Below are 15,191 nucleotides of genomic sequence, written 5' to 3' on the forward strand. Positions count from 1 at the left end.
AATTTATTTTCGGTAAAATAGTGTTTCAAAAGTAGAACTATTTCCAACATTATCGGTAACAATTACTTTTAAATTGTTTTTTGTTTCGGTTATAATGCCATCATTAAAATCATGGGTTAAGGTATTTAGCTTATAGTCGTGCTCCATTAAAATCCATTTTCCGTTAACGGTAGCACGATAGTTTGAAATACCCGAGGCATCATCATCAATCCTAATTTTTAAAAAACGAAACTTACTTAACCATTGCCCGTCTTTAAAATTAATGGGTTTAATAGTTGGCTTCGTATCGTCCATTGCTAGCGCAAATTCACCTAAATATTTGGTATATGTTGTTAATGTATCGCCACTTCTTTTAGTAAACGAGTAATATGGTGTTTTCTTGTATCCAGAGAGTTTTGCGATGTATAGTTTTCTCTTTTCGGCATCAGCATATTTTGCAATGTTATAGGAAATCTTGATGTTTTTTTTAAGTGGAATAATATCCTTATGTAGTTTTAAGGTATCGCTATTCACATTATAATCTAAATAAAAATCATTATAAAATGTGTCAGGAAAAATAGAGACATGGATGTCTTTTTCCTTTAATTCGGTGCTTTTATCGGCATAAATATAGTAAGGTGTTTTTATCGTTTTTTTGGGTTTGATGCTTTTGCTTCTAGTGCCTTTAATGGAAACAGTTATCCAAGAGGTATTGTTTTTAAAATCACTTACTTTAATTTTATACACCGAATAAGTGCTGTCTTCAACTGAAAGAATTCCTTCGTTTTGAATGTCTTTGTAGATGCTTAATGGATTGTTGTCTCTAAACAATTTTTGAACACGCTGTCTGTTGGTTTTGAAGTGTTTATAGTCTATTAATTGATTGATATGTTTAGTTTCGTCAAATGAAAATCTTTTGAAATCCAATTCAAAATTTTTGCTGCCATTTACAAAGGTTTGAATGTTGGAAACCCCATTTTTGTTGGTCGCCATATCTTGCCTGTCCCAAGTAGAAATGCCAAAACCAATCTTCCCGAAAGCTTTAATGTTTTCAACGGTATAATCTCCGTTTTTTAAAGGAATCAATCTCAATTTCTGTTTTTCACTTGAATTGTTGACATGAGAACTTTCATTAATAGGATAGGCATAAATTGAAGTGACAGTTGGCAACGAACTGTCTTTAATATCAATTCCAAACAGCATTGGGTTTATGGGGCGTTCTGCGTTATCGCGAATTTCAAAATGAAGATGCGGGCCTCCTGAGCCTCCAGAATTACCGCTGTACGCCACTAAATTGTCCTTTTTTACCAAAAGTTCATCGGGTTTAGGAAACAACTCGATTTCATAAGATTCTTTTTCGTATTGTTTTTTCTTAATGTAGTTTTCAATGTCTGGTGCGAACTTTTTTAAATGCGCATATACCGTGGTATAGCCGTTGGGATGTGTGATGTACAAAGCTTTGCCGTAACCATAATGCGCTATTTTAATTCTGCTTACATAACCATCAGCCGAGGCGTTTACCTTTAAACCGGTACGTTGTTGGGTTTTGATGTCCATTCCGGAATGGAAGTGATTGGTTCGTAATTCAGCAAATGTTCCAGATAACACCAAGGGAATCTCCAACGGACTAGAAAAATAATCTTGTGGATATTGGGTCTGGGCATTGGTAAATAAAGGTATAAGTACTAAAAGGGCAAGGATTAATCGCATAATTTTGTATTGGGCTAAAATATTAATTTGATAGTTATTAGCAAAGAACAAAACAAAAATCAAGCCATTTAATTTTATTTCAAATCTGAAATTATTTTCAAAATATATGGAAAAACTATTGTAATTTCGAGTGAGGTATGTTAACTTTGTGTAATAAGTATTGAATTTTGTAAATGAGTAACATTGAAGGAATTGTCGATTCTTTAGAGAATAAAATTAGTAAGGTGCTACATAAAGTAGATAATTTAAAGCTTACTAATTCGAAGTTGAATGAAGATTTGGCTTCGGCAAAACAAGATATTCAAACCCAAGAACAGTTAAATGCGGATTGGGAAGAAAAATATGAAGCTCTTAAAATTGCAAATTCAATGTTAGGTAGTGACGAAAATAAAAGAGAAACTAAGCTTAAAATAAACGCATTAATTAGAGATATAGATCATTGTATTGCTCAGTTATCCGATTAATGTAACATAAAATCAATGTCAGAGAAGCTTAAAATAAAGCTGTCTATAGCTAATAGGGTATATCCTTTAACTATTGATTCAAAGCAAGAGGAAGGGTTGCGTAAAGCGGCTAAGAATATTGAGACAATGATTAAACAATTTGAGCAAAGTTATTCCGTTAGAGATAAACAAGATGTTTTAGCCATGTGTGCTTTACAATTTGCATCTCAAGTGGAGCAGAAAACAATAGATAAAGAGGTCAGTAGTGAGGTGGTTGAGGAAAAACTCGATGCCATTAACAAAATGTTAGAAGCTCATTTAAACTCTTAAACGTTCTTTAAAATAAGTAGAAAGTTACTACCTACATCGGTTATTTTTTTTGATAAACTCAACGTTAATTCTTTAAAAAGGGTGAGTTGAAGTTGTAAAAGCATGCTGCTAGTATTGCCTGTGCTGAATTTATTTCAGTAACACAATATCTCGGGCAGATCCTTGATCAGCTTGTTAGCCCTAAACTTGTTTTTAAGGAGTTTATACAAAACACTATACTGATGTAGGTTTTTTTATATACATAAATCAACTAAATTAAAAATGGATAGCACAATTGTATTAATTGCAGGGGGCGTAATTGTAGGGCTTATAATAGGATTTATTATAGCTAAGGCAATTGAGAGAAACAATGCATCAAAACTCATAAAGAACGCAAAAAAAAATGCAGCATCAATACTAAAAGAAGCCAATAGAGATGGCGAAACACTAAAAAAAGATAAAATACTTCAGGCAAAAGAGAAGTTTATAGAACTCAAGGCAGAGCACGAAAAAGTGATTTTGTCTCGTGACAAAAAAATGGCTGAAGCCGAAAAGCGCACAAGAGATAAGGAGTCTCAAATATCTAATGAGCTTGCTAAAAATAGAAAGCTAAATGCTGATGTTGAAAATAAAATTAAAGACTACAAACATAGATTGGATGTGCTTGATAAAAAACAATCTGAAATAGACAGATTGCATAAAAGTCAAGTACAACAGCTAGAAGTGATTTCAAGTTTATCTGCTGAAGAAGCCAAAGAGCAATTGGTAGAATCCCTAAAAGGGGAAGCTAAGAATGATGCCATGTCGTTCATTCAAACTGCTTTGGAGGAAGCAAAAATGACTGCAGAGCAAGACGCCAAAAAAATAATTATAAATACCATACAGCGTATTGGAACAGAAGAGGCGGTTGATAACTGTGTCTCTGTATTCAACATAGAATCTGATGATGTTAAGGGACGTATTATTGGCCGTGAAGGTAGAAACATTAGAGCGATAGAAGCTGCCACAGGCGTTGAGATTATTGTTGATGATACTCCAGAAGCGATTATATTGTCATGTTTTGATTCCGTACGTCGCGAAATTGCGAGACTATCACTTCATAAATTGGTGACAGACGGAAGAATACATCCTGCAAGAATTGAAGAGATTGTAAAGAAAACCCAAAAGCAAATTGAGCAAGAAATTATAGAAGTTGGTAAGCGTACCGTAATAGATTTAGGAATTCATAATTTGCATCCTGAATTAATCAAAACAGTAGGTAGAATGAAGTACCGTTCTTCTTACGGACAAAACTTGTTACAGCATTCACGCGAAGTTGCAAAATTGTGCGGTGTAATGGCTGCGGAATTAGGGTTGAATCCGAAACTTGCTAAAAGAGCTGGATTGTTACATGATATTGGAAAAGTGCCAGATGCAGAAGCTGATATGGAAACGCCTCATGCTATTTTAGGAATGCAATGGGCGGAAAAATACGGTGAAAAGGATGATGTTTGTAATGCCATTGGCGCACACCACGACGAGATTGAAATGAAATCGTTATTGGCACCAATCATTCAAGTTTGTGATGCTATTTCTGGTGCACGACCTGGAGCACGTCGTCAAGTATTGGACAGTTATATTCAGCGTTTAAAGGATTTAGAAGATATCGCTTTTGGGTTTAACGGTGTTAAAAAGGCTTACGCTATTCAGGCGGGAAGGGAGTTGCGTGTTATTGTTGAGAGTGAAAAAGTAACTGATGACAATGCAGCAGATTTATCATTCAGTATTTCCCAAAAAATACAAACGGACATGACGTATCCAGGTCAAGTGAAAGTAACCGTTATTAGAGAAACAAGAGCGGTTAATATTGCGAAGTAACAAATTCCTGCGAAGGCAGGAATCTCATATAGATTAAGATTAAGAAAATCCAGCGCAAGTTGGATTTTTTAGTTTTGTCTATTTGTCTATTTGTCTATTTGTCTAATTGTCTATCGTCTATTGTCTATCCTCTATCGTCTATCCTCTATCATCTACTTCCTAGGATGGTATTTCTCAACAACCTCAGTTAAATGACTTTTGTCCAAATGCACATAAATCTCAGTTGTAGTTATACTTTCATGCCCCAGCATTAATTGAATGGCTCGTAAATCAGCATTATTTTGTAAAAGATGTGTAGCAAAGGAATGTCTAAAAGTATGGGGAGAGACATTTTTTTTGAGTTCTATTTTTTCAGTTAGTTGTTTGATGATGGTAAAAATCATGGCTCTTGTTAATTGTCTGCCATTATGATTTAAAAATAAAGTGTCTTCAAATCCAGCTTTTATTTTAATATGGGTGCGGACTTCATTTTTATAAATATTAATATATTTCATAGTAGTTTCAACTATGGGCACAAAACGTTGTTTATCACCCTTTCCTGTTACCTTTATAAAACCTTCATCAAAGAATAAATCAGATAGTTTTAAATGAATCAATTCACTTGCTCGTAAGCCACAGCCATATAAAGTTTCAAGTATGGCCCTATTGCGTTCTCCAATCTTTACGTTATTGTATTGTTTGCTTAGGTCAATAGCTTTAATCAGATTGTTTATCTCCTCAATACTCAATGTGTCCGGAAGTTTTCTTCCAATTTTAGGAGATTCAATGAGCTCTAGCGGATTATCTTTTCTATAATTTTCAAAAACCAAATAGCCAAAAAAGCTTCTTAACCCTGAAATCAATCTTGATTGAGATCTTGCATTCAAACTTTTAGCAGATGTATAAAGAAATTGTTGAATAAATTCAGACGAAATAGAAATAGGGGAGGTGTTGCTATTGTTCTCATCGTGATAAGAAATTAACTTTTTAATATCTAAACCATAGTTATCAATTGAGTTTTTTGATAAACCACGTTCAATCTTTAAGTATAATTGATAGTCCTTTAATGCATTTTCCCATTTCATAAAAGCTAAAATAAGTGAAAAAATTGATGTTATTAAATGGTTTTAAACATCTTTTTAACATAATTATAATAAAAATGTTAATAACTGTATTTGTAAGAATTTGAAAATCAATCAGTTGAAATTAAATGTTAATAAAAATGTTAATAAGTGTGGTGAAAATGTTAATTCTTCGTAAAAAAAGTGCTTAATTTGTTTTAATCAAACAATAAACTCTAATAAATTATGAAAAAACTATTTTTATGTACTGCTATTGCAGTATTCGGATTATCGAAAGTAAATGCTCAATTTGATGCTAATTTAGATAGCACCACTTTAACGACTGACGAAACTGTTCTAGAAGAGAATGATGCCACTGATAATTTTACTGGTATATCTCAAGGAGATTGGCTTTTGACAGCTTCCCTCAGATATAGTAGCGACAAATTTGGAGACGACAAGAGCAATGGTTTTACTGTTATGCCACAGGCTACCCATATGTTTACTGATAATGTTGGTGCTGGAGCTGGTATAACATATATGAGCAGTAAATCAGAGTTCAATGGAAATACGTCTTCTGAAACAACCACATTTGGCGCTGGGATCCATGGATATTATTTTTGTAATCCGCAAAACCGTTTTACAACCTATACGGGATTAAATATTGGTATTTTAAGTGAAAAGGACAAAGTTAACGATGTTAAGGAAAATGGTTTTGAAGCCGGACTTTCTGTTGGGGCGCTTTTTAATTTGAATGAGTGCTGGGCATTAAAAACACATATTGGAGCACTTAACTACAGTACTCTTAAAGAAGATACCAGCGGTGCAGAGTCTAGAAATGAATTTGGACTTGATTTTGATTTAAAAAATATATGGTTTGGAGCTGTATATAAGTTTTAAAAATAAAATATTCCATTAACTCATAAAAAGGAAGCTATTTATAGCTTCCTTTTTTATGCGCAAAATTGAATTCACAAGTCACCAATATGCTCTAAATCAATCCACAATAATTTTTTGTATTTTGAATATTGCTATTCTTTAGGAGCTTACGTAATAAATCAAACTAATTGTTTCTTTGAATACAGGTTGCGGATTTTCAATTAATGAAACCTAATGGAGTTCATGTTGGAATTTTGGCACCTCGGGTTTTGTGGCAAAATTTCCCTTTCTTCCAGATAACAGTCTTTTTATCTATCAAGACTATAATTATCAACTGGGTTTTGTGATAAATCACGCTCTAAAGCAATGTTATTCTATGCGTAATTCTGCGTATTTTCTAATAAAACTGTTAATAATATAATTTTTAAATATATGATTACCAGTTAATTGGTAATTTGTGTTGATAAAATTGTTAATAACTCGGTTATTCTTGTAGTATTTTTCAAAAAATTGTGTTTAATTTGTGTAATCAAACTATAAACTTTTATTATTATGAAAAAATTATTTTTATGCGCTGCAATTGCAGTATTGGGATTAACAAGTGTAAACGCTCAAGGAAGTCCTAATGTAGGTCTTAGTCTAGGTCTTATTACTGGTGATTTTAGTGATGGCTATTCTTTAAACATTACTTTAGATGCATCTTACTTATGGGAAGTAGCAGATAAAATTGAGGCTGGAGCAGCAACTGGCTATTCTCACTCTATTTTAGACAGTGATTTTTCTGGAGATGATACTCAATTTGTACCTTTAGCAGCTGCAGGGCGTTTTAACGTTTCTGATGAATTCGTTGTTGGTCTTGATTTAGGTTATGCCATTGGTATAAATGAAGGAAATGACGGAGGGTTCTATTATGCGCCAAGAGTGCAATATAGTGTAAGTGAGTCACTAGATGTTGTTGCTGCATATAGAGGTGTGAGTATCGACGCCGGACCAGTTACAGTAGGTTTCAATACAATCACTTTAGGTGTAGAATTAGCTTTATAAGTTTTTTTACAAGAATTTATAGAAAAGGAAGCTCATTCAGCTTCCTTTTCTTATGGGCTTAATTCTTTAGGATTTATAATATGAATGTTATTTTTTCTATGACAAAAGTCACTCTATTTCATATTTTATTTTGGTTCCTTTGAAAAGAATTTCATTCAAAAATAATCTACTATGAAAAACATATTAATACTATCTGTTTTGTCTTTGTCCTTATTCTCTAATGCTCAAAAAACAGTATTTGGCGTTAGCGCAGGTTATAACTCTTTAATAGCCACTGTAAAAGTAGATGGTACATCTGCATCTACTAGTGCGTCTGGTTTTTATGCTGGTTTTTTTGCGGATATTGCAACAAGTGAAAAATTTCATGTGCAACCAGAAGTTTTAATTTCGGTTACAAGTAAAAATGGTGATTCTGGAAACGTATTAGTTGTTCCAATTGTTGGTAAATACTATTTTGCAGATAAAGTAAACTTACAAGCAGGGCCCCAACTTGATTATATTCTTGAAGATGATTCCGAAGGCATAAAAAAACTTGGGTTAGGTTTAGTAGCTGGAATGGGTTATGATATTTCAGATCATTTTGTTGCGTCCGTTAGGTATGCTTTTGGATTGACAAATAGATTGGACGAAACTGAATTTTTTACTGATCCTAATGATCCTTTTGTTGCTGATATTGACATAAAAACAACATTAAGCTTTTTTCAAGTTGGCATTGGTTATATCTTTTAAGCTATAGATTAGGTAAACACTATATATTTAACCGAAGCTTCGTGCTTTGGTTTTTTTGTACCATAACTTTCGTATTTTTACACTATGAAAAAACTAATCATCATCAACGGTCCAAATCTTAATTTATTAGGGAAGCGAGAACCAAATATTTACGGAAGTTTAACCTTTACAGAGTTTTTAGATGAAGTAAAAGGAAAGTACGACGCTATTGAACTCGATTATTACCAATCTAATATCGAAGGCGAGCTTATAGATAAACTACATGAAGTTGGATTTAGTTTCGATGGTGTCATACTTAACGCAGCTGCTTACACTCATACTTCGGTTGGTATTGGAGATGCAATTAAAGCTATAGAAACCCCAGTTGTAGAAGTACATATTTCAAACACGTTTAATAGAGAGGAATTTAGACATCAGTCTTTTATTTCACCAAATGCAAAAGGAGTTATTCTAGGTTTTGGGCTACAGAGTTATGAATTGGCAATTCAGAGTTTTTTAGATTAAGTTTTAAGATGAAAAAAATAGTTGCTCTTTTTAGTGTTCTCTATTTTTCTTTGGTGTTTACTTCTGAAGCACAGAAGAATACTGAATTTGGCATAAAAGGCGGACTAAATTTAACGTTCTTTAAAGTTGTTGAGGGCAGCTTTGGAACCCATCCTGAAACTGCTACAGGGTTTTACGGAGGTGCTTTTGTTGATTTTATAGTTGAAGATGGTTTTTCTATGCAACCCGAATTACTTTATATTGTTTTAAATGATTTTAAATTTTTGAATGCTCCAATTTATCTGAAGTACAAAGTTGGACATAATTTCAATTTATTAGTAGGACCAAGTATGAATTACTTTTTTGATTTCTTTTCGAATAAATTAAAAATTAGAGCAGACCTCGCAATGTCTTATGATATAATTGCTCGTTTAGACGTGCACGTAAAATATACTTTAGGATTTCAAGAAATTACACCTAATGGTTTATTTATTGGGCTTGGTTTTAAAATTTAGTTTTTATAGGTCTTAAAAAGCAATCCCTAAAGTAATCCCAAACACAAAACCTGTTGTTGTTATATTGTTTACAATAGCTAAACCGCCTCCCGCATAGGGATTTAATGAGATTAAATCTTCAATTAAAAACTGATAACCAAACAGACCATCAATTTCGAAACCAAATGCATTATCCTTTGTGCCAGTAAATGCATTACTTCGCCTAGATTCTGCGTAAATAGCTAAAATTCTTGGACCAACATGAAAACCTTTTGGAGCAACTTCTGATAAATAATATCGAGATTGCATACTCAATCCAAAAGCATTAACTCCAGATTCTGAACCATATCCAGCACCAAGCTCCATAGAATTGTTCTCCGTGATATTAAATTCATAAGATAATTGGTAAAAGTTGTATTCGGCTATGGTTCCGATATCGGTTTTAATAATACCATTCGTGTCTTGCGAAAAGCTTTTAAGGCCAATACATGCAAATAAGAAAAGAATAGTCAGTTTGTTCATAAGTTTAATCCATTAAAAAGTGACTCTTAAAACATTCAAGAATCACTTTTTTTTATTTTATATATCCATCCGAGTAAGAGTTCCTCCCCCCGTGGGGAGGCCAGGAGGGACCTTTTATATATGTATCACCTCATCATAAGCCGCAGCAACAGCTTCCATAACCGCTTCACTCATTGTTGGGTGTGGGTGAATTGCTTTTAATACTTCATGTCCAGTTGTTTCTAACTTTCTGCCTAAAACAGCTTCAGCAATCATATCGGTAACGCCTGCACCAATCATATGGCAGCCTAACCATTCGCCATATTTGGCATCAAAAATAACTTTTACAAAACCATCTTTGTTACCAGCGGCACTTGCCTTACCAGAAGCAGAGAACGGGAATTTTCCAACTTTTATATCGATGCCTTTGTCTCTAGCTTGCTTTTCTGTTAAACCAACACTAGCAATTTCAGGAAAACAATAGGTGCATCCTGGAATGTTTCCATAATCAATTGGCTCCACATGTTGACCCGCTAATTTTTCAACACACAGAATACCTTCGGCAGAAGCAACATGTGCTAAAGCTTGTCCTGGTGTAACATCTCCAATTGCATAGTAGCCAGGAATATTTGTTTGATAGAAATCATTCACCAAAATTTTATCTCGGTCAACTACAATACCAACATCTTCCAAACCAATATTTTCGATATTAGATTTAATGCCTACGGCAGATAAAATAATATCCGCTTCAAGAACTTCTTCTCCTTTTTTAGTTTTAACGGTTGCTTTTACACCTTTTCCTGAAGTATCAACACTTGTAACTTCAGCAGAAGTCATAATATTTATACCACTCTTTTTAAACGAACGTTCTAATTGTTTAGAAACGTCCTCATCTTCAACAGGAACGATACTCGGTAAAAATTCTACAATCGTAACTTCTGTTCCAATAGAACTATAGAAATAGGCAAATTCAACACCAATGGCACCAGAACCTACAACAATCATTTTCTTAGGTTGCTTTTTTAAAGTCATGGCTTCTCTATAACCAATCACTTTTTCGCCATCTTGGGGCAAACTAGGTAATTCTCTAGAACGCGCTCCAGTAGCAATAATAATATTATCAGCACTATATTCAGTGCCGTCAACATCAACCTTCTTGCCAGGTTTCAGGGTACCGTAACCTTCTATAACGTCAATTTTATTCTTTTTCATTAAAAACTGAACACCTTTGCTCATGCCATCGGCAACACCGCGACTGCGATTTACAACCGCATCAAAATCATGTTCAGCATCCTTAACTTTTAAACCATAATCCTCAGCATGTTTCAGATATTCAAACACTTGGGCAGATTTTAAAAGGGCTTTTGTTGGAATACACCCCCAGTTTAAACATACACCTCCAAGGTTTTCTTTTTCTATTACTGCGGTTTTAAAACCTAATTGCGACGCTCTAATTGCCGTAACATAACCACCAGGACCGCTTCCAAGAACTATAATATCGTATTTACTCATGTGAAAAATTTTAGGATACGAATTTACGAAATCGTATTTGAATAAAGAATATAAGAGCCCTATAAATTTACATCTTTTACTACCTTTGCGTTGCAATTTTGATGATATGAATATACCAAGGACTAGTTTTCCAAGAGTTGTTATAATAGGTGGCGGTTTTGCGGGTGTTGCCTTGGCGAAAAAATTATCAAAGCAAGAAGTTCAGGTTGTGCTATTGGATAAAAATAATTACCATACGTTTCAGCCCTTACTGTATCAGGTTTCTACTGGCGGATTGGAGCCGGATTCTATTGCATACCCTATTCGAAAAATATTAAAGGATTTCCCTAATTTCTATTTCAGGTTAGCTTCTGTTGAAGAAATAGACACCAAGAAAAACAAGATTAAAACGAATATAGGGAATTTAAAGTTCGATTATTTAGTAGTTGCTTCAGGTTCTAAAACCAATTATTTTGGTAATTCCGAAATTGAAAAGCACAGTATGGCAATGAAAACCATACCACAGTCTTTAAATCTAAGAAGCTTGATTCTAGAAAATTTTGAGGATGCATTATTAACTTCAGATTTAAACGAGCGCAATGCATTGATGAATTTCGTGATAGTAGGAGGTGGACCAACAGGCGTAGAGCTTGCAGGTGCTTTAGCTGAAATTAAAAAAGGCATTTTGCCAAAGGATTATCCCGATCTGGATACGCGTTTGGCGCAAATACATATTGTACAATCTGGCGATTGTATTTTAAAAGGTATGAGTGCAAAGGCATCTCAAAAAGCCGAAGATTTTCTGGAAAAACTAGGCGTAAACATTTGGACCAACGTTCGTGTGACCAATTACGACGGAAAAACAGTAACCACAAATACCGATTTAACTTTTGAAACGGCCACCTTAGTTTGGGCAGCAGGTGTAAAGGGTGCAACTATAAAAGGACTGGATTCTGAAGATTTTGTAACTCATGGCAACCGAATTATCGTCAACGAATTCAACCAAATAAAAGGGTTTGAACATTTATTTGCTATTGGAGACATAGCGAGCATGATTTCCGAAGAACATCCTCATGGTTTCCCGATGATGGCACAACCTGCCATTCAACAAGGCGATCAATTGGGCGATAATTTATTGCGAATTATTGAAGAAAAACCACTTAGGCCATTTCTATATAAAGACAAAGGCGTTATGGCAACCATTGGCAGAAACAGGGCGGTGGTAGATTTAAAGCATTTTAAATTTCAAGGTGTTTTTGCCTGGTATGTCTGGATGTTTGTGCATTTGTTCTTCCTAATAGGTTTTAGAAACCGTATGGTGGTTTTCGTGAATTGGGTGTATAATTATGTGCGTTTTGATAGGGAAGCGCGATTAATCATAAGACCTTTTAAGAGAAATAGAAAGTTTTAGCCTTGTTTCTGTTAAACAATTGATTTTAAAACAGACACTAATTACTTCATCATCAATTAATTTAGTTAAATTTAAGAAATATTAATTAACCAAAAATTTAACTAAAATGAAAAAAGCAATCATTATTGTAATGGTACTATGCGTTAGTATCATGTATTCCCAAAAGAAAAAAAACGGAACTGTTTACATTGAACACCCTGCCATTGATGTTGTAGATGCCATGGAAAAAGCAGACATTGCAGGAGATGTTGAGAAATTAGCTACCCTACTAGCAGATGACTTTAGGTCTCGTAATGGAACCACACTAAACAAAAATGCTAAAGGGACTAACAAGGAAGACTTCTTAAAATGGACGGAAAACAGAAAAAAATGGGTATCATATCTTAGTTTAGCACCCCATGGCGAAGCGTATCCAGACGCTATTGAATACAAAGATGGTAAAGTTTGGGTGCAGACTTGGAATTACATGAAAGGTGTGCACGATAAAACTGGGGTAAAAATAGAAATGCCAGTTCATAGCCTATATCGATTAAATGACGATCATAAAATTGAATTAGCTATTTATTATAATTACCCTATTGGGAAAGACATTAGAAAAGCTTTTTCTACTAGAACAAACGGTACAATCTATAATGAACATGAAACCATTAATAAGGTAAGACGCATGATGGCTGCTTTTGAAAATATGGATTTAGAAAAAGCATATAGTTATTTTGATGAAAAAGCCCAGTTTAACAGTTTAGAAATGGGAATAGATGAAAGTAAGAGTCTAGACGAAATTAAAGAGGCGCATGCTGCCTTTTTCAAAAATTTTGAAATTGCGAGCATTGATGTTGTAGGGTATCCTGATGCTTTGGAATATGAAATTGGCGGTGGTGGTTTAACCGTACAGTCATGGTGGAACTTCCAGCTGATTAGAAAATCTGACAAAAAGAAATTGACAATGCCGGCAATGTACACCCATGATTTTAACGACGATGGCAAAATTTCAAGATCAATTGGATATTTTAGCACCAAAGTTTTGGACTCTAAATAAGAATTAAACTTTTGAACAAAAATTTATAGAGACTGTCTGAAAAGGCAGTCTTTTTTTTTTTTTGCTGATTTTTGAAGTAATTTTTAATAAGCAACCATTAGTGTCCGATAAAAAAATTTAGAAACCTTTCAACCTCATACTAAATAAACGATTTTTAAGATGTCGCCCCGATGGGGCTTGATTTTTTAGTTCTTATCCTTTTGCTACAAAGATTCCATCCCTATGGGATTTTTTTTAGCTCCAGAGGAGCGTAATCTTTATAGACCGAAGCAAAAAATATTATAAAACTCCAGAGGAGCGAAATTTAATCGGACAATAGTGATAAGCAACATAGTTTTTATATTATAACGAAACTAACCGCTAACTGAGACTGAAAACAGCAACTCATTTACAGATCATCCGTAAAATGACGTCTCCCTTTTTCTTGACTGAACTTGTCCTTATTATATGTTGAAGAATGGCCTTTTGGAATGGATAAAGATTTCCAGTTCCCGCCTTTTACTAACTTCCCAAGAAATACAATCTGACCAACATGATATGCATAATGTGCCAATTGGCGATTAATAGCTTCGGTAACCGTATGTCCTTGATTTCTTATGTAGATAATATGTTCTAAATCGTCTTCAGATAATGGGGTAATGGCATCAAATAAACATTGCCAACCTTTGTTCCAACTGCTTATCAATTCTTCTTTAGAGTTGTAAGTATCTATAAACTCCTCATCACGCTGTCGCCATTCTTTTTCGCCATCTTCAGTCAAAAAATTAGTCCATCGGCTTAACATATTGCCCACAATATGTTTCACTATAATTCCAATAGAATTGGAATCTTGGGCAAACTCTTTTTGTAATTCTTCAAAACTCAATTGGTCAATAGTTTTATCGCCTAAAGATTTATAGTATTCAAATTGTTTTATAACAGATGTTAAATAGCTTTCCATATCATATTCCATAAAAAATCTAATTTACAAATTCCAAATAACAACTATAGTTCTTTGAGTTGGAATTTTAGAGGCTGTTTAAAAGTAAGTGACAATGTAGTTTTGAGCGCAATCGAAAAACATCAAAAAGCATTTCGACTGTGCTCAATGTGACATACGTGAAAGTTCAATACTTTTTAGATAGTCTCTTGTTTTTTAAGATTTTAAAAACTATTTCTTCGGAATAAATTTTAAGGACACACCATTTATACAATGCCTTTTCCCAGTAGTATGCTTTGGGCCATCATTGAAAACATGTCCTAAATGTCCCCCACATGTAGCGCAATGTTCCTCTGTTCTGGCGTAGCCCAAATTATGATCTGTGGAAAATGCCACATTACCCTTTATTTCTCTATCAAAACTTGGCCATCCCGTACCCGAATCAAATTTATGTTCGCTTTTAAATAAAGGGGTTTCACAAGCTTTACAAACATAGATGCCTTCGGCGTAATTTTTATTCAACGGACTAGAAAAAGAGCGTTCAGTACCCGCTTTTCTTAATACATAATATTCTTTCTCAGTTAATTGGGATTTCCATTCTGCTTCAGTTTTTGTAACCTTATAGGTTTTCTTGGTTTCTTTTTCGGTTGATTTTTTTTGTGCTGTAGAATTACAATTAAATAGAAGTGTCGTTATAATTATTACAAAAAATTTATTCATGGTACAGAGTTTGTTTTAAATTATATGTTTTGTCGTTGTTTTGATGGGTTCTTAACAGGATGTAACCCATATTTCTAAAATATAATGTGTTAAATATTTTATGAAATAAGATAACAAAATGAATTTAATTCAATTATTTTTGAAAA

At 33.8% G+C, this 15,191-nt stretch carries 16 protein-coding genes and 1 other RNA gene; 11 read left to right on the plus strand and 6 right to left on the minus strand.

The window, feature by feature from the left end; translation table 11 throughout:
- Positions 1–3: 3 nt before the first annotated feature.
- On the minus strand, positions 4–1,689 hold the full coding sequence (locus tag ABXQ82_RS02995) for a M23 family metallopeptidase (RefSeq protein WP_367054622.1): 1,686 nt from the start codon (positions 1,687–1,689) through the stop codon (positions 4–6).
- A 173-nt stretch (positions 1,690–1,862) separates the two neighbouring features.
- Between ABXQ82_RS02995 and ABXQ82_RS03000 the strand changes: the two genes are divergently transcribed.
- From ABXQ82_RS03000 to rny, 4 genes are all read left to right on the plus strand, one after another.
- Positions 1,863–2,153 carry a hypothetical protein gene (locus tag ABXQ82_RS03000; RefSeq protein WP_367054625.1) on the plus strand — a complete coding sequence of 97 codons (291 nt, stop codon included), beginning with the start codon at positions 1,863–1,865 and terminating at the stop codon, positions 2,151–2,153.
- 15 nt (positions 2,154–2,168) lie between these two features.
- The gene (locus tag ABXQ82_RS03005) at positions 2,169–2,462 is read left to right on the plus strand and encodes a cell division protein ZapA (RefSeq protein WP_367054628.1); all 294 of its coding nucleotides are present in this window, start codon (positions 2,169–2,171) and stop codon (positions 2,460–2,462) included.
- 56 nt (positions 2,463–2,518) lie between these two features.
- Positions 2,519–2,665: non-coding RNA, 6S RNA (ssrS, locus tag ABXQ82_RS03010), on the plus strand.
- A gap of 58 nt (positions 2,666–2,723) precedes the next feature.
- Positions 2,724–4,298: a ribonuclease Y gene (gene rny, locus ABXQ82_RS03015; RefSeq protein ID WP_367054631.1), complete on the plus strand. Its 1,575-nt coding sequence runs from the start codon at positions 2,724–2,726 to the stop codon at positions 4,296–4,298.
- Positions 4,299–4,450: 152 nt separating this feature from the next.
- On the opposite strand, the gene ABXQ82_RS03020 is transcribed toward rny, so the two are convergent.
- Entirely contained in the window at positions 4,451–5,362 is a 912-nt protein-coding gene (locus ABXQ82_RS03020) for a tyrosine recombinase (protein ID WP_367054634.1), read from the minus strand.
- Between the two features lie 222 nt (positions 5,363–5,584).
- Here ABXQ82_RS03020 and ABXQ82_RS03025 point away from each other — a divergent pair, with 222 nt between their 5' ends.
- The 5 genes from ABXQ82_RS03025 (at position 5,585) to ABXQ82_RS03045 (ending at position 8,988) form a co-directional block, all read left to right on the plus strand.
- Positions 5,585–6,238: an outer membrane beta-barrel protein gene (locus ABXQ82_RS03025; protein ID WP_367054637.1), complete on the plus strand. Its 654-nt coding sequence runs from the start codon at positions 5,585–5,587 to the stop codon at positions 6,236–6,238.
- A 531-nt stretch (positions 6,239–6,769) separates the two neighbouring features.
- Positions 6,770–7,261 (plus strand): outer membrane beta-barrel protein, encoded by a 492-nt coding sequence (locus ABXQ82_RS03030; protein WP_367054640.1) that lies wholly within the window; start codon positions 6,770–6,772, stop codon positions 7,259–7,261.
- A 171-nt stretch (positions 7,262–7,432) separates the two neighbouring features.
- On the plus strand, positions 7,433–7,990 hold the full coding sequence (locus tag ABXQ82_RS03035; protein ID WP_367054643.1) for a porin family protein: 558 nt from the start codon (positions 7,433–7,435) through the stop codon (positions 7,988–7,990).
- An 84-nt stretch (positions 7,991–8,074) separates the two neighbouring features.
- Positions 8,075–8,494 (plus strand): type II 3-dehydroquinate dehydratase, encoded by a 420-nt coding sequence (gene aroQ, locus ABXQ82_RS03040; RefSeq protein ID WP_367054646.1) that lies wholly within the window; start codon positions 8,075–8,077, stop codon positions 8,492–8,494.
- Positions 8,495–8,502: 8 nt separating this feature from the next.
- A complete protein-coding gene (locus tag ABXQ82_RS03045; RefSeq protein ID WP_367054649.1) occupies positions 8,503–8,988 on the plus strand; it encodes a hypothetical protein in 486 nt (161 codons plus the stop codon).
- Between the two features lie 12 nt (positions 8,989–9,000).
- Here the strand turns inward: ABXQ82_RS03045 and ABXQ82_RS03050 are convergent, their stop codons facing one another.
- Together ABXQ82_RS03050 and lpdA are read right to left on the minus strand one after the other, a co-directional pair.
- Positions 9,001–9,489 (minus strand): hypothetical protein, encoded by a 489-nt coding sequence (locus tag ABXQ82_RS03050; protein WP_367054652.1) that lies wholly within the window; start codon positions 9,487–9,489, stop codon positions 9,001–9,003.
- 114 nt (positions 9,490–9,603) lie between these two features.
- Positions 9,604–10,980 carry a dihydrolipoyl dehydrogenase gene (gene lpdA / locus ABXQ82_RS03055; RefSeq protein WP_367054655.1) on the minus strand — a complete coding sequence of 459 codons (1,377 nt, stop codon included), beginning with the start codon at positions 10,978–10,980 and terminating at the stop codon, positions 9,604–9,606.
- Between the two features lie 106 nt (positions 10,981–11,086).
- Here lpdA and ABXQ82_RS03060 point away from each other — a divergent pair, with 106 nt between their 5' ends.
- Positions 11,087–12,370 (plus strand): NAD(P)/FAD-dependent oxidoreductase, encoded by a 1,284-nt coding sequence (locus ABXQ82_RS03060; protein WP_367054658.1) that lies wholly within the window; start codon positions 11,087–11,089, stop codon positions 12,368–12,370.
- 106 nt (positions 12,371–12,476) lie between these two features.
- Positions 12,477–13,406 (plus strand): nuclear transport factor 2 family protein, encoded by a 930-nt coding sequence (locus tag ABXQ82_RS03065; RefSeq protein ID WP_367054661.1) that lies wholly within the window; start codon positions 12,477–12,479, stop codon positions 13,404–13,406.
- Positions 13,407–13,794: 388 nt separating this feature from the next.
- On the opposite strand, the gene ABXQ82_RS03070 is transcribed toward ABXQ82_RS03065, so the two are convergent.
- Positions 13,795–14,358, minus strand: a complete 564-nt coding sequence (locus tag ABXQ82_RS03070) for a DUF1572 family protein (RefSeq protein WP_367054664.1) — start codon at positions 14,356–14,358, stop codon at positions 13,795–13,797.
- Between the two features lie 198 nt (positions 14,359–14,556).
- Positions 14,557–15,045, minus strand: coding sequence for a peptide-methionine (R)-S-oxide reductase MsrB (msrB, locus tag ABXQ82_RS03075; RefSeq protein WP_367054667.1), 489 nt, complete (start codon positions 15,043–15,045; stop codon positions 14,557–14,559).
- Positions 15,046–15,191 lie beyond the last annotated feature (146 nt).

The sequence above is a fragment of the Algibacter sp. 2305UL17-15 genome (assembly GCF_040720935.1).
Lineage (GTDB): Bacteria > Bacteroidota > Bacteroidia > Flavobacteriales > Flavobacteriaceae > Jejuia.